The sequence below is a fragment of the Mesorhizobium sp. WSM4836 genome, assembly GCF_055811815.1.
In genome coordinates this window covers 1-18854 of the sequence record NZ_JBVVQF010000049.1, presented here as the reverse complement: position 1 = coordinate 18854, position 18854 = coordinate 1, and the positions used below count along the sequence as shown (strand labels likewise).

General features: G+C 61.5%; 15 protein-coding genes. 13 read left to right on the top strand and 2 right to left on the bottom strand.

Annotated features, from left to right (window positions below):
• Positions 1-775: HAD-IC family P-type ATPase (locus tag AC0L2P_RS31225; protein ID WP_473507024.1), on the top strand; the 775-nt coding region annotated here is incomplete at its 5' end.
• A gap of 291 nt (positions 776-1066) precedes the next feature.
• On the opposite strand, the gene nodU is transcribed toward AC0L2P_RS31225, so the two are convergent.
• Positions 1067-2734 carry a nodulation protein NodU gene (gene nodU, locus AC0L2P_RS31220; RefSeq protein WP_473507022.1) on the bottom strand — a complete coding sequence of 556 codons (1668 nt, stop codon included), beginning with the start codon at positions 2732-2734 and terminating at the stop codon, positions 1067-1069.
• 772 nt (positions 2735-3506) lie between these two features.
• On the opposite strand from nodU, the gene AC0L2P_RS31215 reads away from it, so the two are divergent.
• The 12 genes from AC0L2P_RS31215 (at position 3507) to glmS (ending at position 17175) form a co-directional block, all read left to right on the top strand.
• On the top strand, positions 3507-4469 hold the full coding sequence (locus AC0L2P_RS31215; protein ID WP_473507020.1) for an ArdC family protein: 963 nt from the start codon (positions 3507-3509) through the stop codon (positions 4467-4469).
• A 143-nt stretch (positions 4470-4612) separates the two neighbouring features.
• Positions 4613-5032 (top strand): DUF2958 domain-containing protein, encoded by a 420-nt coding sequence (locus AC0L2P_RS31210; protein ID WP_473507018.1) that lies wholly within the window; start codon positions 4613-4615, stop codon positions 5030-5032.
• A gap of 78 nt (positions 5033-5110) precedes the next feature.
• Positions 5111-6109 carry a ParB/RepB/Spo0J family partition protein gene (locus AC0L2P_RS31205; RefSeq protein WP_473507016.1) on the top strand — a complete coding sequence of 333 codons (999 nt, stop codon included), beginning with the start codon at positions 5111-5113 and terminating at the stop codon, positions 6107-6109.
• Positions 6110-6117: 8 nt separating this feature from the next.
• Positions 6118-6552, top strand: a complete 435-nt coding sequence (locus AC0L2P_RS31200; protein ID WP_473507014.1) for a hypothetical protein — start codon at positions 6118-6120, stop codon at positions 6550-6552.
• Between the two features lie 54 nt (positions 6553-6606).
• Complete coding sequence (locus AC0L2P_RS31195; protein WP_473507012.1) at positions 6607-6837, top strand: hypothetical protein; 231 nt, start codon at positions 6607-6609, stop codon at positions 6835-6837.
• Between the two features lie 530 nt (positions 6838-7367).
• Positions 7368-7691: a DUF736 domain-containing protein gene (locus AC0L2P_RS31190; RefSeq protein WP_008871905.1), complete on the top strand. Its 324-nt coding sequence runs from the start codon at positions 7368-7370 to the stop codon at positions 7689-7691.
• A 177-nt stretch (positions 7692-7868) separates the two neighbouring features.
• Entirely contained in the window at positions 7869-8138 is a 270-nt protein-coding gene (locus AC0L2P_RS31185; RefSeq protein WP_473507011.1) for a helix-turn-helix transcriptional regulator, read from the top strand.
• A complete protein-coding gene (locus AC0L2P_RS31180) occupies positions 8135-8683 on the top strand; it encodes a S26 family signal peptidase (RefSeq protein WP_473507009.1) in 549 nt (182 codons plus the stop codon). The genes AC0L2P_RS31185 and AC0L2P_RS31180 overlap by 4 nt, the downstream gene beginning before the upstream one ends.
• A complete protein-coding gene (locus AC0L2P_RS31175) occupies positions 8671-9357 on the top strand; it encodes a lytic transglycosylase domain-containing protein (RefSeq protein WP_473507007.1) in 687 nt (228 codons plus the stop codon). The genes AC0L2P_RS31180 and AC0L2P_RS31175 overlap by 13 nt, the downstream gene beginning before the upstream one ends.
• Positions 9358-9566: 209 nt before the next feature.
• Positions 9567-11537 carry a relaxase/mobilization nuclease RlxS gene (rlxS, locus tag AC0L2P_RS31170; protein WP_473507005.1) on the top strand — a complete coding sequence of 657 codons (1971 nt, stop codon included), beginning with the start codon at positions 9567-9569 and terminating at the stop codon, positions 11535-11537.
• 633 nt (positions 11538-12170) lie between these two features.
• Complete coding sequence (locus tag AC0L2P_RS31165) at positions 12171-12845, top strand: Crp/Fnr family transcriptional regulator (protein WP_473507026.1); 675 nt, start codon at positions 12171-12173, stop codon at positions 12843-12845.
• Between the two features lie 2506 nt (positions 12846-15351).
• Complete coding sequence (glmS, locus tag AC0L2P_RS31160; RefSeq protein WP_473507003.1) at positions 15352-17175, top strand: glutamine--fructose-6-phosphate transaminase (isomerizing); 1824 nt, start codon at positions 15352-15354, stop codon at positions 17173-17175.
• A 382-nt stretch (positions 17176-17557) separates the two neighbouring features.
• On the opposite strand, the gene AC0L2P_RS31155 is transcribed toward glmS, so the two are convergent.
• Positions 17558-17755 carry a hypothetical protein gene (locus AC0L2P_RS31155; protein WP_473507001.1) on the bottom strand — a complete coding sequence of 66 codons (198 nt, stop codon included), beginning with the start codon at positions 17753-17755 and terminating at the stop codon, positions 17558-17560.
• Between the last annotated feature and the right edge of the window lie 1099 nt (positions 17756-18854).

Sequence of the window (18854 nt, the reverse complement as noted above, 5' to 3'; positions counted from 1 at the left end):
CAAAGTGCCTGTGCCGCCTGCGTCGGAGGCAGCGGCAATCGGAGGCAAAGGTGTAGTCGGCAAAGTTGGCGGAAAGAGCATCTTCCTAGGTTCGGCTGCGGCGGCGGAAGAGAGGGCGAAGCTGGATCACGATCAACGCGGTCGTATTGCGGGCTTCGGCGATGAAGGGAAATCGGTATCCGTTCTGCTCGTCGATGATCGGCTTGCGGGCATCATCGCTATACGTGACGAACCTCGTGCGGATGCCAAGGAAGGTCTGGAGGCGCTTCGTGCCGCTGGCATCGAGACCGTAATGCTGACCGGTGACAACCGCCGCACGGCAGAGGCGGTCGGCAAGGCCCTCGGCATACCCGTGAGATCGGAAATGCTGCCTGAAGACAAGCAGCGCGTGGTCAAGGAGCTTCAAGCTCAGGGCAAGACGATCGTGAAGGTAGGCGACGGCATCAACGACGCGCCCGCGCTTGCTGCTGCTGACATCGGCATCGCAATGGGCGGTGGTACGGATGTGGCGCTGGAAACGGCGGATGCCGCAGTGCTTCATGGTCGCGTGCGAGACCTTGCGGACATGGTCGACCTTTCGCGGCGAACCATGGCCAATATCCGACAGAACATCACGGTCGCGCTCGGCCTCAAGGCCATCTTTCTGGTCACCACGGTGATCGGCGTGACGGGGCTATGGCCTGCCATCCTCGCCGACACCGGCGCGACTGTACTCGTGACCGCAAATGCGATGCGGCTATTGGGTTGGCGAGTGTATCGTCAACCGACTTCCTGAAGCAGAATAGCAGGCCGACCCCCTGTTTCGACCGCTACGGACCAAAGTTCCTCAGTCATTCGGCGCAACTCAGATGCCCGCGAAGTATCGAAAGCGGAGGGCGACGGAAGCAGTGCAGACGAAGCAATGACAACCGCAGCGGTTCGGCTCACTGGCCTATCGATGGCGAGAGCTGCGGCCTCTTTATGCTCTGCCATGACTTCAGGCGGGTATCAGCCTGACCACTGCAAGACGCCTAGGCGCGATCGTCCCTGCACATCCAGCCAGCCTTATTGACGACGAGAGCGGCGACTAACCTGTCTTGGTCAACAGCAACCCGTTGCACCAAACGTGGTCCACGCATCCCCACGCACAGGCTGCCGCTGCGTCCGGAAAGAACCCACGTCCGTTAAGGTTGGCACTCGTGTTGCAGAGCAGCGGAATGCCAGTGAGTTGTTCATATTCGACCAGGAGCTCTGCAATTGGGTGATCAGATTCTCTGGAAACTGTCTGCAATCGTGCAGTCCCGTCGAGATGAATGACTGCCGGGATTTTCTCTTTCCACTCCGAACGTGTCCGGTGATCGAACAGCATGTAAGGATCCGGCGTGCCAGGCTCGAATATCTCATCTGCACGATCCTCCAAGCATATTGGCGCTACCGGCCGGAAGTGCTCTCGACGTTTTACTTTGTTGAGGTGGTCCTTCATTTGGGGCGACGTCGCGGCCGCCAGGATGCTTCTGCCTCCCAACGCACGTGGCCCAAGCTCTGCACGACCTGCGAGGAAAACGACAGGCTTGTCGTCGGCGAGCACGCTGGCAAGTTCTTTCAAGCTGCATGGAGCAGCCTGCCATCCGGGCGGCACGGGGCCATGGTTCAAGTTTGGCCCGCTATAGACTGACCAGTCGAGGTGAACGAAGCCTTTGTCGGCGGCTAGCGCGCAGCAAGCGGCACCAATGGCCGACCCGCTGTCGTTTGGAAACGGAGGCACCCAGACTGTATCGAACAAACCGCTCGCGCGAAGTGCACTGTTCCATTTGATATTCAGCCCGCATCCGCCGGCGATGCACAGGTTTCGCGTTCCGGCAACCGAGTGCCCACGCAGCGCAATTGTCATCTCGCGAACGAGAAGACGCTCGAGAAAGGCATGGAACGAAGCAAGTATGTCCTCGGGTGTCTCGGCGACTAGCCGTGACTCGGCTACATCGAAGAAATCATGCACGGCCGCGAGTAACGCGTCTTCGCTGCGGCTGTTGTTCCTGTATTCAAGGGCAAGCTTCGAATCGCCGGCGAAATGTTGATCATAAAGCTCCTCAAATACAGTTACGATGTTTTCGTTCACAGCTCCGAGCGCGATATAGGCCATCAGCTTGCCGGCTATATCCAGATTCCAGCCGGTCCGCACTTCCTGCTTGTAAGGACCGAAGTGTTGGCCCGCGGCGGCATAGGCATGACCCATCATCGGAAACAGGCATCCGATAAACCGCACTCCGCTTGGCTTCACGTAGTAAAGCCGCGGGAAGATGAAGCCGTCCCATACCAGGCAGAAGGCAGGTTCTTTGGCTCTGGCAAATGAGCTGGTGCAGTATGCGGAAGCTACGTGGCCAAGGACATGCGGATAGCTTTCATAAGAGAATATCCCGCCGCCGAGCATGAGGCCCGAGCTGTGATAAGCTGTGAGGGGACTTTTAGGGTCCCGCTCCACATATGGTGCCCCGTTGAGAGTGACCGGTGTGCCCTCACTGACAACCTGGAATTCCGACTCGATCTCACCGTCCCAGCCATCGATGACGAACCGGTCAACATCGCGCGGGTCCAGGCCATGTTCCGCCAAGGCGGCAACAATCGTTTCAAGACGATCAATGGACTGGTATCGTGGATTATTGTCGAGTTTCTCCTGCTCGATGCAAAAGATCAATCGGCCGTCCTCGACGACAGCGATTGCCCCGTCGTGCGTTAGCTTGATACCGCAAATTCGCATAATAGATCCATGTCAAGGTTAGCTGTGGAACAACTGTAGAACAACCGAGGAGAACGTGAGCTGGAAAGCACGGGACATGGGCTTTCAAGTTTGCGCTATGCAGTATCAAGTCGCATAGGTAAACTTTATTGTTTGGATATAGTGCATCCATGACGTGGATATGCGGGCCATGCCCACAGGTAACTAGCCCGGTTGATGCACGGGCATGAGCGACAGCATGCCGCCGTCCGAATGCCCGACCACAGGCGCCTGGCGGCCGCAGATAGATGATCAAGTGAGCTTCGTCATAGCCGTGATACAACCACTGGCGTTCGTAGAAATCGGTGGAGGAAAACTCTTTCCGCGTCGACCTCCGATACGGGCTCAGCTGTGCCCCCCGCGCCGCTACGAACGATGCTAACCTTGGCGCCCGCGCGCCTGAAGGCGCGCGCCGGGTGCTCGTGAACCGAGCCCGCTTTTTCTTCGGCAGGCTCAGGCGGTCTCGGCCATCCGGCTTCGCCCCCTGGCGCGGGCAGCCTCCGGCTGCTGACGGTCGCCGGCCTGTCGGCCGGCGCGGTTTGTTCGTTGGCCTTTCCCGGCGGCGCGGGGTGGGCGGCACTCCCTTCTAGGCCCGCCGCGGCATCCCGCAACCCTTCGCTTCGCTTCGGGTCCTCCTCTTCGTTCCGGTCCTTCGGATGCGGTCCGCCTCCGACGGCGGGCCTTTCCGGTCGCGTCTCGCCGCCCACCCCGCTTCCGGGGAAAGGCGCGGGATTGAAGAGCGGAGGACCAAACGATGCGTGCAAAACACAAGCGTTGCGCCAGCGCGAAGGCCGGCGCGGCTAAGGGCGGGCGCCCGGGCGCCAGTCTCTATCAGGAGATCACAGACCGCATCATTGCCGAACTGGAGCGCGGCACCGTGCCCTGGGTCAAGCCATGGGGCAGGGCAAAGGCAGACCTTGGGCTACCCAGGAATGCGGCCACCCAGCGGCGCTATTCTGGCATCAACATCCTCATCCTGTGGGGCGCGGTCATCGAACGCGGTTTCCCCAGCCAGAACTGGCTCACCTTCCGGCAGGCGCTTGCCCTTGGCGGCAACGTCAGGAAGGGCGAGCGCGGCACGACCATCGTTCACGCTGACCGCTTTGTTCCCAAGGACGAAATGGAACGCGCCAAGGCCGATGGCGACGAACCGCAGGCCGTGCCTTTTTTGAAGCGCTTTACCGTCTTCAATGTCGCGCAGTGCGACAATCTGCCGGACCATCTCCATGCCGCCCCCGAGCCGCTGCCAGCGCGCGAAATCATCCCGCAGGCCGAGCAACTTATTCTCAGAAGCGGTGCTGATTTTCGCATTGGCGGCGATCGCGCTTTCTACATGCCCGGCAGCGACTTTATTCAGGTGCCGCCGCAGCCGGCTTTCTTTCACCAGATCGACTATTACCGGACCTGCTTTCACGAGCTTGGCCACTGGACAGGCCACGCGACGCGACTCGCGCGCGACCTGACAGGCTCGTTCGGCTCCAAGACCTATGCCCGCGAGGAACTGGTCGCCGAGATCGCCGCAGCCTTCATCTGCAGCAGTCTCGGTATCGAGCCGACCGTGCGCCATTCCGATTACATCGGCTCATGGCTGACGGTTCTGCGCGAGGACAATCGCGCCATCTTCCGCGCCGCCAGCCATGCCTCGAAAGCCGCCGATTTCCTGCTTGGGCTCAACGCCGAGGACGAAGGTGAGGCGCATGACGAGATCGCCGCATGAGCGCGCCCCCTCACCACGCGCGACCGCCTTGCGCTTCTGACGGCGCGCCGATGCGCCCGCGCTCGGCGCACAAGCCGCTCGTATCCGCCTGTTTCAGAAAGCCGCTCTCAATCAGCCCGAACCGTTTTGAAGGAAATTCCGCAATGATCCTGCTCACCGACGAACTACGCGCCCGTCTCCTCGCCAATGGCGCTTCCGACACCGAAACCGACCACGTTCCGGTGGTGAAACTGTTCGATCCGGCCGGTCCTGCTACCTGGCTCTTGAGCGAACTCGATGCAGACGGCGACACGCTGTTCGGCCTTTGCGACCTCGGCTTCGGCTTTCCTGAACTTGGCAGCGTCAGCCTTGCCGAACTCGAATCCGTCAAGGGTGCGCTCGGACTGGGCATCGAGCGCGACCTTCATTTCAAAGCGCGTTTTCCGCTGTCCGTCTATGCGGAGGCCGCGCGCAGCGCCGGCCAGATCACCGAAGCCGAGCGGCTTCTGTGGCAGGCAGCGGAAGCACTTGCCAAATCCCATTCCGAGCCTCCGCCCGACACGGCGGAACCAGAACGCCGCTAGGCGCAAGCCCGTCCCCGCCGCATCGGCCTTCGGCCTCCCCGGCGGTGACAATCGCACCCCAAACGAAGGAGAAAGACCATGCAGCTTGCCCATATTCCGCTCGACCGACTGAATATCTCCGCCCTCAACATGCGCGACGCAAGACGCGCCCCGGATACCGCCGACATCCTTCCGTCCGTCCGCGCGCGTGGCGTCCTCGTGCCGCTTCTGGTGCGGCCCAACGGCTCGCCGGAAAGCTTCGAGATCGTCGCCGGACGGCGGCGCTATTTCGCCGCGAAATTGCTCGCCGACGAGCGCGGCGAGGCCGATCCCTTGCCGTGCGCCATCATGGACGATGGCGACGACGCCGATGCCCTCGAAGCCTCGTTGATCGAGAACATCGCCCGCCTCGACCCCGACGAGGTGTCGCAATGGGAGACGTTCTCGCGGCTTATCAGAGAAGGCCGCACAGTCCAGGAGATCGCCGGCACCTTCGGCATTACGGAGCTTCAGGTGAAGCGCATTCTGGCGCTTGGCGAGCTGCTGCCCAAAATCCGCGAAGCCTATCGCGGGACGAAATCGATGCCGAAACCGCTCGCTAATCTCACCATGGCTTCGAAAGTTCAGCAGAAGGACTGGCTGGCACTGTTTTCCGATCCGGGGCAATACGCGCCACGCGGCTATCAGTTGAAGCAGTGGCTGTTCGGCGGACAGTCAATCTCCACCAAGGTGGCGCTGTTTGCCATCGACGACTATCCGGGCCTGATCGTCTCCGACCTGTTTGGCGAGGAAAGTTATTTCGCCGATGCCGACCTGTTCTGGCTCAAGCAGAACGAGGCGATTTCCGGCAGGCGCGACGCCCTTCTCGAGGCCGGATGGAGCGAAGTCATCGTGCTCGAACCGGGTCAGCATTTCCACTCATGGGATCACGAAAAGACGCCGAGGAAGAGGGGTGGCAAAGTCTTTATCGCCGTCTCGCATCGCGGCGAGGTCGAGTTCATGAAGGCTGGCTGCCGCACAAGGAAGCACGCCGCGTCCGCGAAAAAGGCGAGGGCGCAGAGGCCGACACACCGGCCAAACCGTCGCGGCCCGAGCTAACCGGGCCGATGCAGAACTATGTCGATCTGCACCGTCATGCCGCAGTGCGCTTGGGCCTGCTCGACCATCCGGGCGCAGCACTTCGCCTGATGGTGGCGCATGCGATTGCCGGTTCCGGCCTGTGGCAGGTGCGCCCCGAGCCGCAGCGCGCCGCCAACGAGATCGTGGCCGCAAGCCTGGCAGCCTGCAAGGCCGAGGCCGCTTTCGCCGAAAAACGGCGCGAGGTCTTGGCACTGCTTGGGCAACCGGATGAGGATGGCACAATCGCTGGCGGCAATGGCGACGACTTCGGCACCGCAAGCATCTTCGCGCCGCTCCTCGCGCTCTGCGACGACGATGTCCTGCGCGTTCTCACCATCGTCATGGCCGAGACGCTCGAAGCCGGCAGCGCCGTCATCGAGGCGCTCGGCAATCATCTGAATGTCGACATCGGCGCTTGCTAGCAACCGGACGACGCCTTCTTCGACCTGTTGCGTGACAAGCAAATCGCCAATTCCATGCTTGCCGAAGTCGGCGGCAAGCATGTCGCCGGCGGCAATGTCGCCGAGAAGATCAAGACGCAAAAGAAGATCATCCGCGACTTCCTTGCCGGCGAGAACGGCCGCGAGAAGGTGGACGGCTGGGTGCCGCGCTGGATGAAATTCCCGGTCGAAAGTTACACTGATCGAGGCGGCTTCCGAACCGCCGAGCAATGGGCAGGGATCAGGTCGCTGTTCGTCTCCGCATAGCCTATCACGGCCGGCGGCGGCTTCTCGGTAGCCGCCGCTCGGCACCGTACCCCGGTCGCACCGATAGCACGTTCGAGCATGCTTGCCCCCGCATCCCGCAGCAAATCCGGCCGGCAAACTCCTTATCCCGTAGATCGATCAGCCCCCCGGATGCTGCTCTGCGCCCGACCTGCGGTCACGATCTCGATCGGCATGGGCACCGCATCAGCCGCAGTCCTGTCAATTGCCGCCCCTCCTGCCTGGCTGCAGCGACCGCGCTTCCCTCGATCTCCATGCCCTCTTCAAGGACCATCCCCTGCGGCTGGCTTGTCGACCTATGGGCGGATCCGGCGCGCCCGAAACCCTCGCCAATCAGCTTTTTTCCCCGCCGCCTGCGGCGGCTTCCTCGCGCCGCTTCGCTTCAAAAAAGCTGCCCGCTCGGGTCCTCCGCTAGCGCTTCGGCCCTGCCGGGTTCAGGCGGTCCGGACGCGCCCATCACGGTCCGCCATCGCAGGGGATGGTCCCCGGCGACAGCAAAAGGAGACTTCGAAATGACCGCGATCGGTTACGTCAACAAGCAGGAAAACGGCGCCTACAAGGGCCAACTCAAAACGCTCAGCGTCCGCGCCGACATCGACATCGTCCCCAACCAGGCCAAGAGCGCCGACAACCATCCCGACTTCCGGGTCCTGACGCAAGGGGTCGAAGTTGGCGCCGGCTGGATCCGCACCGGCGAGACTTCCGGCAAGGATTATGTGAGCCTGTCGATTGCAGCGCCGGAGTTCGGACCGCGCAAGCTCTACGCCAATCTGGGCCGCGCCGCCGGCCAGGACGATGACGACACTTACGCCATCATCTGGAACCCGGCCGACTGATCGGCCGACCTCGAGCCTCGCGCCCCAGCCGGCGCGGGGCTCATTTCCAGGCGCTCCAGGCAAACCCGTCCGCCCGAAAATGCGGCGAAAACTCTCCCCCGAGTCTTCGCCCGTCCCGGAGGCGATCTCGCTCGCCCATCCTCGCCCTCGCTTGTCCGAAGCGAAACGAGGATCACCATGGACGACGAAAACGAACGCGCGGCCCGCGCCAAAAAGGGCAGTCCCTTTCTCAGCACGGCCCAGGCTGCCTTCTATATCGGGCTCTCCCAGCGCACGCTGGAAAAGATGCGGCTCAAGGGCGGCGGTCCGAAGTTCCGCAAGCACGGCCGCTATGTCCGTTACCACATCGACGAACTCGACGGATGGTCGAAAGGACACCCGCCCCATGCCGGTAACGAGGGTGGTGAGGCCGGTTCCGGCCAAGCCGGCCAGGGAGGCCGCTCATGAGCCGGCGCCCTTCCATCCGTCTGATCGGCAGCCGTCTCCGGCGCCTTCGGGCACGCAAAACCATCGCCGCTGCCGTGATTGGACTGACCCTGATCGGCTTCGCCGGCACCGTCAGACCAACGCCCTGGCTGGTCTGGAACGCCTCGGCCAGTGCGCCCGTCGGCCTCTATGGCCTCGGGTTTGCAGCACCGGCTCGCGGCGATCTGGTGCTCGTCCGCCCGCCGGAATGGCTCGCCGAACTCGCCGCCGAACGCGGCTATCTGCCCCGCAACGTGCCGCTGGTAAAACGTCTTGCCGCGCTGCCGGGCGACCATGTCTGTGCCTTCAATGACGCGATCATCATCGAAGGCGAGATCGTCGCGCGACGGCTGGCGACCGATACCAGAGGCCGCCCGCTGCCATGGTGGAACGGGTGCCGCACGCTCGCCGACAACGAAATCTTCCTGCTCGGCAGCGACGATATTCGGTCGTTCGACAGCCACTATTTCGGGCCGGTGCCACGCGCAAATGTCATCGGGAGGCTCGTGCCGCTATGGACCGAGTGAGGCTCCTGATGTTCGGCATGATCGCCTTTGCGCCATGCGCCTGTTCCGCCTCGACCGGCGCTGAGCCGGTCGTCATCTCCCAAAGTCCGCAGCTTCGAAGGTGGCACGAGTTCACCGGCGAAGCAAGCAGACGCTTCCATGTTCCTCAAGCCTGGATTTACGCCGTCATGGATGCCGAAAGCGGCGGCAAGACCATGCTGGACGGTCGCCCAATCACGTCCCGCGCGGGCGCGATGGGCCTCATGCAGGTGATGCCGGAAACGTATGACGACATGCGTGCCGAATACGGTCTGGGCGCCGATCCGCACGATCCGCGTGACAATATTCTCGCCGGAACCGCCTATCTCAGCGCCATGTTTAAACGCTTCGGTTTCCCCGGCCTGTTTGCTGCATACAATGCTGGACCCGAGCGCTACGAAGACCATTTGAGGCGTGGAAAGCCGCTGCCGAAAGAGACCGTTGCCTATCTCAAACAGCTCAGGGGGAAGGGAATTTCGGCTGCCGACATGCATGACTTCGTAAGGCACTCCAAGGCGCCGGACAGCCAAAACACTCCCCCCGGCCGCTCGCTGTTCTTCCTTCGTAATGGCGTTCGCACCGGCGAAGCGAAAGGCGATCTCTTTGTGCCGCTCAGCGTCAATCGCGCTCGGACTGACGAGCCGAATGGCGGGTGAGTAGGCGAGCAGGGCGGGCAGGGCGGCGACGGGCGGAAAGGCGGAAAGGGCGGAAGGGCGGAAGGGCGGCGTAAGGCAAGATAAAGGCATCGCCTCCAGGAGCCGGCGAAGTCTTTGTCTGCACATCGTTTTTCCCGGAGGCTGCCGGTAGAACCGGGAGGGTTTGGCGAGCAAGTACCTGATTTCTTTGCGATTTCTGGGAGGCCACGATGCAGGATGACGAATTCAGGCCGAAGCTCGGCAGAATAGGCTCGCGCGGCTCGAAGGCCGGCAAACGCTTCGCCAGCCAGGTCCAGGCGGCGATCAACAGAGCCGGCGGCCGGCCCCAGCGCGGCGGCCGCGTTAGCGGCAGCCGGGCAGGGCGCGGCGGGGCGGCCGCCGCGCTGCTGAAGTCACGCGACAGGTATGCCGCCTTCCGGCAGCGGCGGGTGGTGGTCAAGGCGCGCGTCGTCAAGCTGGCCGGCAAAGGCCAGGGTGGGGCGCGTGCGCATCTGCGTTACATCCAGCGCGACGGCGTTACCCGGGAAGGCGCGCCTGGCGAGCTCTACGGCGCCGACAGTGATCGGGTCGACGGCAAGGCCTTCCTTGATCGTGCCGACGGCGATAGGCATCAGTTCCGCTTCATCGTCGCCCCCGAAGACGGCACTCAGTATGATGACCTGAAGCCACTCACGCGCCGGCTCATGGCGCAGGTGGAGGAGGATCTCGGCACGAAGCTCGACTGGGTTGCCGTCGATCATTTCAACACCGGCCACCCACACACCCACATCATGGTCCGTGGCAAGGACGAACACGGCGAGAACCTCGTGATCGCGCGGGAATATATCTCGAGCGGAATCCGCGAACGGACGGCCGAGCTGGTCAGCCTCGATCTCGGTCCGCGAACCGATCGCGAGATCGAGCACCGCTTGCGCCAGGAAATGGAGCAGGACCGCTTCACCAGCATCGACCGGCAGCTGCTCACCATGCGCGACAGCGACGGACTGGTTTCGCCGGTCGGCCGCGACGCCTTCCGACAGACGCTGCACCAGGGCCGACTGCGCAAACTCGAACGGATGGGTCTGGCCGAGGAGATCATCTCGGGCCGCTGGCGCCTCGACGATGAATTCGAAGCAACACTGCGGCGCAACGGCGAGCGCGGTGACATCATCAAGACGATGCACCGCGACATTGCGGGCAAAGGACTATCCCGGAGTGCCGCCGATTGTGTGATCCACGATCGAACCAGTCAGCTCGCGCAACCTGTCATTGGCCGTGTTGTGGCGCGCGGGCTTGCCGACGAGATCAAGGACCGCCACTACCTCATCGTGGATGGGGTGGACGGAAAAAGCCACTACATCGATATCGGCAAAGGCGAGGCCACCGAACCGACGCCCGACGGCTGCATCGTCCGTGTCACCCCGAGAAACACCGAGCCGAGGCCGGTTGACCGCACCGTCGTCGAGATCGCCGCCGTCCATGGCGGGCGCTACAATGTTGATATCCACCTGGAGCATGATCCATCTGCCACCGAACGCTTCGCCGAAACGCATGTACGGCGCTTGGAAGCCATTCGCCGTGAGACCGGCACTGTCAGGCGCGAAGCCGACGGCACATGGATCATCGTTCCGAACCATATCGACTACGTCGCTGACTACGAGCGCAAGCGAGCCATGGCTGCGCCTGTTGTCGTCGACAAGCTCTCGTCAATGCCGCTGGAGCAGCAAATCGCGTTCGATGGTGCCACGTGGATCGACCGGGAAATAGTTTCCGATGCACCGGAGGCCCTGCGCAACTCCGGCTTTGGTCGTGAGGTGCGGGAGGCGCAAGCCCACAGGCGGCAATGGCTGATTGCTCAGGGTCTCGCGCATGAAGAGCAGGACCGCACCGTCTATCGCGCCAACATGATTTCGATCCTCCGCCAGCGAGAGCTGAACCGTGTTGCCGGTCAGCTCTCGGAAGAGCTCGGTCTGTCCTATGCTGAAACGCGACCCGGAGACCGGGTAGAGGGCACGCTCCGCCGCTCAGTTGAGCTGGCCAGCGGCAAATATGCCGTTATCGAGAAATCGCGCGAATTCGTGCTGGTCCCGTGGCGGCCGGTGCTCGAGCGGCATATCGGCAAAGAGGTCTCTGGCATGGTGCAACGCGAGGGTATCTCCTGGAACATCGGTCGGCAAAGGAGCGGGCCCAGCGTTTCATGACTTGCCTGGCAGCCATGCGCAGGCGCGGTGTGCCTTGGACCGGCTCGGCAAGAGTTGGACAAGGCGGTCCGAGCTGGCCGGTCTACCGGATCATCGACAATGCGCCCGTCCACCAAGATGCTCGGGCGGGCCAGATCGCCCGGAGCTCGCGGAAACATCGAGGACAGTTGCGGAACCAGCTCCGACGAAAAAAATCGAGCTCCTCCCGGCTTCTGTCGCTGTGGATGCGCTTCCACATGGCATGAGGATAAGGGCATTCCGAGCAACGCGTCCGCCCACGCTTTAATGGCTTCGCGAACGATCTGACGACGTCGAGCAGTTTGGCTAGACGCTTTTCGAGCATTCAGAGTATCGCCGCTTTTGAAGCTGATCGGCGGACGGGGTGAACCGCTCTTATGGTTGCAATGGGCGAGACTCGCCACATCGACGGGTGTAAGATGTGACATCGGCGATAAACGTTCAGGGCATCGCCGGCTGTGAGCGAACATCGCGCTTCCGCCCCAATTTCGGGAGGGAGCCATGACCAGCCCCAACAATTCGAAAATTGGCCTCGCATACTCAGAAAACCGCGATCGGGGGCCACAGCCAGTTCCTGGCGCAGAGCCTGCATACAGAAACGAACTGCTGCGGCGCATGTCTCCGGCCGATCTTCAATTGCTCGGCCCTCACCTTCACAGCAGCTTTGTGCCATTGAGGACCCGGCTCGAGACGGCAAACACTCCGATAGACACGGTCTACTTCTTTGAAACGGGAATCGGCTCGGTGGTGGCGAAACTCCGGCCGGAGGTCGACGCCGAGGTTCGCGTCATTGGACTCGAGGGCATGACCGGCTCGGCGCTGATCATGGGTGGCGATCGATCCCCGCACGACTGCTACATTCAAGTGGATGCCGAGGTTCTCAGCATGGACGCCGAGCCATTCACAAAGGTGCTTTCCGACAGCCCGACGCTGCGGCTTTTTCTGCTGCGCTATGTGCATTACGCCTGGATCCAGGCAAGCTACACAGCGCTCGCCAATGCGCGTTTGAAACTGGAAGAACGATTGGCCAGATGGCTGGTCATGTGCAACGACCGCATAGAAGGCGACCGGCTGCCGATTACCCATGAATTCCTGTCGGTGATGTTGGGCGTACGGCGGCCGGGCGTCACCGTGGCACTTCAACTGCTGGAAGGCCGCGGCCTAATCAGGTCACATCGTGGTGAGGTCATCCTCCGCGACCGAGCTGGGCTCATCACATTGGCAAACAGTTCGTACGGGCAGCCGGAGGCGGAATATGCCCGCCTGATCGGCGAGCCGGCGTTGCCATGATCTCGCGGCAACCGTCGCCGAGATCAGTCGACACACCGCGCTTTACGGATCATGCGCATACTATTCCGACTAGAAGGACGCTGCTCTCGTTGGTGGGCTCGCAAAGCTTTCAAGTTGACGAACCGATGGGTTACCTTTTCCTTGGGCCTACTTTCCCCCGCTGGCTGTGCCGCCACAAACAGGGAGTAGCGCCTGCAGAATGGCTGTTGCCGAGGCGAGCCCGAATTGCCGGGGCCGAGCCCACGAGTGGAGGGCTGACCACCCGAACAGCGCCCAAAATTGGGATGGCCCGCGAACGAGCAGCGTGAGTTCCACAGAGCATGGCTCCGCGCCCGGGAGACGTAATAGCATTGCCTGCAGCCGGTAAGACTCGCGCCGACACGGCGGTCTAGCGCGCCGCTTCCGCTTCGCCTCGCTGCAGGGCGGACGAGCGCCGTATGAAGGAGGCGCTCATAATGCCTTGCACAGGCAGCCAAAGAACTGACTGATAGCGATCCGATTCGCAATCGAGAGCGGTGTTTGAAGCTCGATCAAATCGAGTGACGCGAACATGGGAATGCGGTGGGCTGCGTAGAAAGGTAGAAATGCAACTTATCCTTGGCGCCATCGGCAGGGTCTGGCATACGGCCTTGCTTAAGATCGACAGGGCCCGGTTGCGGCGGCAGCGTAGACGGCTTGGCGATATTGACCGCCGCGGCTGAATCTCCCCACCCGGAACTCCGCGCTCTCGAACACTCCACGATGCTTCGGCCGGGAACTATGATCGCGGATCTCCGCCCGTGTGCGTTCAACGTCACTTGGTGCTCCGCATTTGAGGAGCTAATGCTTGGGGCGAGCCCTCGCAACGCAGATTTCAATGAGGTCGGCGGCATAGGACGCTTGCTGACCAGCTTTGCGCCAGACCGCGAGCATGCTGCCGAGCAGCGGCGCGCGTGATCACAGCCTGGAATGTAGCGAAGAAGAGTCAGAGCCGGGTCTCGCCACCATCTCGCATTCGAGGTCTCGCCAGGATCCCGATTGATGAGGACGCGGTTTCGTCCACGCATCCTTTGCGAGGTCACGACTGAGCACGTGCCGTGCCAAGGCTGGTTTCCGGCAACTATGTTGCCCTCCGGCACTGACACAAAGCTCTCGAAAGCCAATTTCGTGGCAGTCCAACTGGCGGTTGCTAGACCTGTCGGAGCTCATGCGCCTAAGCTGGTCTTCGGCCGCGCGCGCACCTGGCAAGCCCGCCCACCCTAAACCCCCGCTTGGTGCAATAGCGCCTGACCGATCCCGCCGCACTGAACCGTGCGGCGGGTTTTTTCATTCACACACCGCGGAACACCGGCCCGCACGGAAAGTTCACGCCAGGCAGCAACTCTTCCGGTCATTCTTGCTATCAGATCGGACAGTTCCGATGCCCGCGTCGTTCGTTCCCTCGGGATCAAGGTCGGGGCGAAGCATCGCCTCAACGGCGAGGACGTTTCCCATGCCTCTCTGCAGGATTTCTGAGCTGTCGAGTAGCCTGCCGCTTCGATCTAACGAGTTCGAGCAGCTCAGGCGCATCCTCGTCAGCCTCTTCCAACGCGACCAAAATTTCCAGGGCCAGATATTCGGCCTCCAACGATGAGCGGGCGATATGCTCGTCAGTGCATATCTGGTCGAATACCCGTTGGCATAGATCGAGATCGGAAGGGTATAGACCGGCTCGTTTGAACGGCATTTTGAACCCCCCAAGCTTCCGAAGGCCGTCATTGTGGCAGTGAAGGGATCAAAACTAAGGACCGCTAGGCGGGATGAGTCAACGCCATGTAAAAAGCGGACATTGCGATGATCGGCACGCCTCAACCGGCTACGAACTCGTCCTAACTGGCGTTTGGTGGACGCGACTTGGCACTGCCGTACTCGTTTCTCACGATCCCGCGGCACTGTGCACAGCCGATCCAAATCCCATGCCCGTGCTTGGTGCAACGTTTGATCGACCCGTCGCGCTTCGCAGCTCGAACGGTAGCACTATTTCGATTGTGCTCGAAGGGGCCTGAAGCGAACGAGGTGTCATGCCGGTTCGTCCAAAAAGCTGAGAAACCTGGCGTCTTCACCCCTCCGGACGCGTCCTGAAATCGCAGGTTCCGCGGGCTTGGCCACGCGGCAGCCGTGTCGTGGCGGACGACCAGGAAAGACCTACCAGCTCCCAGTGCGCCGCTGACCAGAGGCAAGGTTGCAGGGAATGATTTCCGCCGATGAGTAGGTCGGAAAAGCATTGGACCAAGCCGCAAATCGCGTCAATTGGGCGAATTTGATGGGCTCCCAACTGTAATGAAGTGCAAAGTCAGCTTTGCGTCAGGAGACCCGGATGGCGGAAATGAACGATCCATCGCCGGACGTCCTCGCCCATCCACTGGCTGGATGGCAGCTATCCCAATAATCGATTTTACCAATACCACCAAATTCTATTAGGAGGCTCAGCGCTGGGCGGGTGGCCGTCGGGTCGACTGAGGCTACCGAGAAGAATTCGGAGACGATCATGTGCGGGATTGTTGGCATCGTTGGGCATCAGCCGGTGTCGGAGCGATTGGTCGACGCGTTGAGGCGTCTTGAATATCGAGGATATGACTCAGCCGGCGTTGCCACGATCTCCGAGGGCTCGTTGCATTGCCGGCGCGCCAAAGGCAAGCTCGTCAATCTCGAGACGAGATTGAGAGAAGAGCCGCTGAGTGGGACCATCGGGATCGCACACACGCGCTGGGCAACCCATGGGGCACCGACCGAGCGCAACGCGCACCCGCATTTTACGGACGGTGTGGCCGTCGTTCATAACGGCATTATCGAGAATTTTGCCGAGTTGAAGGACGAACTGGCGGCGGCGGGCGCCGAGTTCCAGACCGACACAGACACCGAAGTTGTAGTGCATCTCTTGGCAAGACACCGCCGGGAGGGCATGGGGCGGGGTGAGGCAATGCATGCCATGCTGAAGCGCGTCACGGGCGCCTACGCGCTTGCCATTCTCTTCGAGGATGATCCGTCGACCATCATGGCGGCGCGGAATGGACCACCGCTGGCGATCGGTCACGGCGACGGCGAGATGTTCCTCGGCTCCGACGCCATCGCGCTTGCTCCCTTCACAAATGCAATCACCTATCTCGTCGACGGCGACTGGGCCGTTATTGGCAAGACAGGCGCCGATATCTTCGATTTCGATGGCCATCCGGTCGAGCGTCCGCGCCAGACCTCCATGCCCGGGGCATACTTGGCCACGAAGGGCAATCATCGCCACTTCATGGAGAAGGAAATTTACGAGCAGCCCGAGGTCGTCGCCCGTGCGCTCAGTCACTACATCAACTTCGAAGGGAATCGCGTCGATACGGCTTCCAGCATAGACTTCGCCAGCATCCCGAGCCTGGCGATCTCGGCCTGCGGGACCGCCTATCTGGCCGGACTAATCGCAAAATACTGGTTCGAGCGCTATGCGCGCCTGCCGGTTGAAATCGACGTTGCATCCGAATTCCGCTACCGGGAGATCCCGTTGCCGCCGCAGTCGGCGGCTCTTTTCATTTCGCAGTCCGGGGAAACCGCCGATACGCTCGCATCGCTGCGGTACTGCAAGCGGCGCGGGCTGAAAACCGGCGCTGTCATCAATACCCGCGAATCCACCATCGCTCGGGAGGCCGACGCGGTCTTCCCGATCCTTGCCGGCCCGGAGATCGGCGTCGCGTCCACCAAGGCATTCACCTGCCAGCTTGCGGTTCTTGCCACACTCGCCATTAGCGCTGCCAGGGCCCGTGGAACGGTAACCGAAGATGAGGTGAAGGCGCTCGTCGGGAGCCTTGCCGAAATGCCGGGCGTTATGAGGCGGGTATTGAACAGCATCCAGCCAGATGTCGAGCTCCTGTCGCGCGAATTGTCAAAGTGTCATGACGTCCTGTATCTCGGCCGCGGCACCAGTTTCCCACTGGCCATGGAAGGCGCGCTGAAGCTCAAGGAGATTTCCTACATCCATGCTGAGGGCTATGCGGCTGGTGAATTGAAGCATGGGCCAATCGCATTGATAGACGAGAACATGCCGGTGATCGTCATCGCGCCACACGATCGATTTTACGACAAGGCCGTCTCCAATATGGAGGAAGCCGCCGCCCGCGGAGGGCGGATTATCCTCATCACCGATGAAAAAGGGGCCGCTGCGTCGAAACTCGACACGATGCACACCATCGTGCTGCCGGTCGTGGACGAGATTATCGCGCCGATGATCTTCTCGCTGCCGATACAGCTTCTTGCCTACCACACGGCGGTCTTCATGGGCAAAGATGTCGACCAGCCGCGCAATCTCGCAAAATCGGTCACCGTCGAATGATTGTGAAGTGCTCATAGTGGTGCCCGTCCATCGAAATACACCTCAGCAATACCACGCGCGCGTCACCGGCACTTGGATGTCGATGAGACCCAGACCAAGTCCGCCGCCAGTGGATCTTTATTGCTCTATCGACATTGTGGGCGACCACGAGATTCTATTTCAGTGAGGTCGCGACTGCCGTCGCCATGCGCGTAGCACGCGCATTAGCGGCGAACCCAGGCGGCACTGTCCTAAGTCTTTGCCATATAACACCGGCAACTCTCACGTTTCCAGTCTGAGTGATCCCCGCCCATTCCGTATTGAGCCCGATATGCCAACGATTTTGCCGTCATTCATATCACGCCGCGCGTAGACTCTTCGTTTCGAGCACCTCGGCCCGGTTCTATTCGCGCGATAGAACCCGCGGCTGGTAATCCAGCAGTATGGAATCGCCGAATTCATGCGCACGGTAGCCGTACGCGGCGAGGGCTGCGGAGAGCAGAGCATCGCCGGCAAAGGCGCGCAGGAGCTCGAAATGGCTTTCCTGCAGCGAACCGCGCGACGCATCGGCGACGCCGCGGCCTACGACCTGGACGGCCATTCGATCCATTCCGGGTCTGGCTGCGTCGACCCGGCAGCAGCAATCGCTGCGGCACGCGCCAGCCTGACGAGCTGACGCGCAGGCCGATCTGCGCGCTGGTCAAGCAAAGTTTTGGAAGCGGACTGAGTTTTGGACAGAAGGAGAACGCTGCAATGAACGCAAGATTTTGAAGAGCTGCATTGGCGCTGCGGCCATCGTCTCAGTCGGCCTGGCTCCTGCCTGGGCCGGCGATTTTGACGGCTTCATCGTCGGCGGGTGGAGGGGCGAACCCCCGCGGACATCGACGTGCTGGCCGGTACTGTGTTCAAGACCAAGAGCGACGGCGTGCGCGTGGATTCGACGGCGATCTTCGTTCACCCGAAATGGGGGCAGATTCCAGGCCGTTTCGACTTCGGAGCAGCGCTCATTAGGCTCAAGGAACCCCTGTCGGTCGGCGCCGCAATCGAACTTGCCACGGATGCGACCGATCTGCCCTTGACCCCCCGTATCGGGTCTCCGGCTGGGGCGCCACCAGCGAAGGGGCGTGCGCAGCCATGTCGAAATGCATGAGCGAATTCGTCGATATCGGTCAGATGAGTCATTCGATCCGCGCATTGATCCAGTGATTGGATGCCGTATCCTCACAAACGCCTTCTTTTGGCCACGTGATCTCTGGCTTCCGATTCCCCCAAGCTGGAAGCCCAACATCGTGGTCGGCCGTGGCTTTGACACGGATAAAGTCGAGGGCCGAGCTAGTTGCGATAACGCCGTCACCGGTGTGCAGCGCCTTGATTACCTCGCCATCTGCATCGGCAAATAGATGCAGGCCACCATGCAGTCGGCGGAGACAGTAGATAGAATGGGAGAGACGGCCGGCGTCTGTCCTCGAGAGAGCTGGCTTGATTTGTCTGAACAGTTTGGCGAGGACCGCGAAATGAAGGCAGCATAGGGAATAGAAGCGCCACGGGCGACGACCCGATAGAAGCGGTTCACCCGTTCGACCAGTGAAGTGACGTTCGTTAATCGCACTACTCAGGGTCCGAGCTGAAGCCCTCCATCGAGGAACAGTTTTTGCTTGAGCATGGTCTAAGGAGACGTGTCGAGATCGTCGTGCAGGCTG

Bases quoted from the DNA above. Each gene is read 5' to 3' on its own strand.
- nodU (WP_473507022.1), bottom strand. From the start codon at position 2,734: ATGCGAATTTGCGGTATCAAGCTAACGCACGACGGGGCAATCGCTGTC.
- AC0L2P_RS31215 (WP_473507020.1), top strand. From the start codon at position 3,507: ATGCGTGCAAAACACAAGCGTTGCGCCAGCGCGAAGGCCGGCGCGGCT.
- AC0L2P_RS31210 (WP_473507018.1), top strand. From the start codon at position 4,613: ATGATCCTGCTCACCGACGAACTACGCGCCCGTCTCCTCGCCAATGGC.
- AC0L2P_RS31205 (WP_473507016.1), top strand. From the start codon at position 5,111: ATGCAGCTTGCCCATATTCCGCTCGACCGACTGAATATCTCCGCCCTC.
- AC0L2P_RS31200 (WP_473507014.1), top strand. From the start codon at position 6,118: ATGCAGAACTATGTCGATCTGCACCGTCATGCCGCAGTGCGCTTGGGC.
- AC0L2P_RS31195 (WP_473507012.1), top strand. From the start codon at position 6,607: ATGCTTGCCGAAGTCGGCGGCAAGCATGTCGCCGGCGGCAATGTCGCC.
- AC0L2P_RS31190 (WP_008871905.1), top strand. From the start codon at position 7,368: ATGACCGCGATCGGTTACGTCAACAAGCAGGAAAACGGCGCCTACAAG.
- AC0L2P_RS31185 (WP_473507011.1), top strand. From the start codon at position 7,869: ATGGACGACGAAAACGAACGCGCGGCCCGCGCCAAAAAGGGCAGTCCC.
- AC0L2P_RS31180 (WP_473507009.1), top strand. From the start codon at position 8,135: ATGAGCCGGCGCCCTTCCATCCGTCTGATCGGCAGCCGTCTCCGGCGC.
- AC0L2P_RS31175 (WP_473507007.1), top strand. From the start codon at position 8,671: ATGGACCGAGTGAGGCTCCTGATGTTCGGCATGATCGCCTTTGCGCCA.
- rlxS (WP_473507005.1), top strand. From the start codon at position 9,567: ATGCAGGATGACGAATTCAGGCCGAAGCTCGGCAGAATAGGCTCGCGC.
- AC0L2P_RS31165 (WP_473507026.1), top strand. From the start codon at position 12,171: ATGTCTCCGGCCGATCTTCAATTGCTCGGCCCTCACCTTCACAGCAGC.
- glmS (WP_473507003.1), top strand. From the start codon at position 15,352: ATGTGCGGGATTGTTGGCATCGTTGGGCATCAGCCGGTGTCGGAGCGA.
- AC0L2P_RS31155 (WP_473507001.1), bottom strand. From the start codon at position 17,755: ATGGCCGTCCAGGTCGTAGGCCGCGGCGTCGCCGATGCGTCGCGCGGT.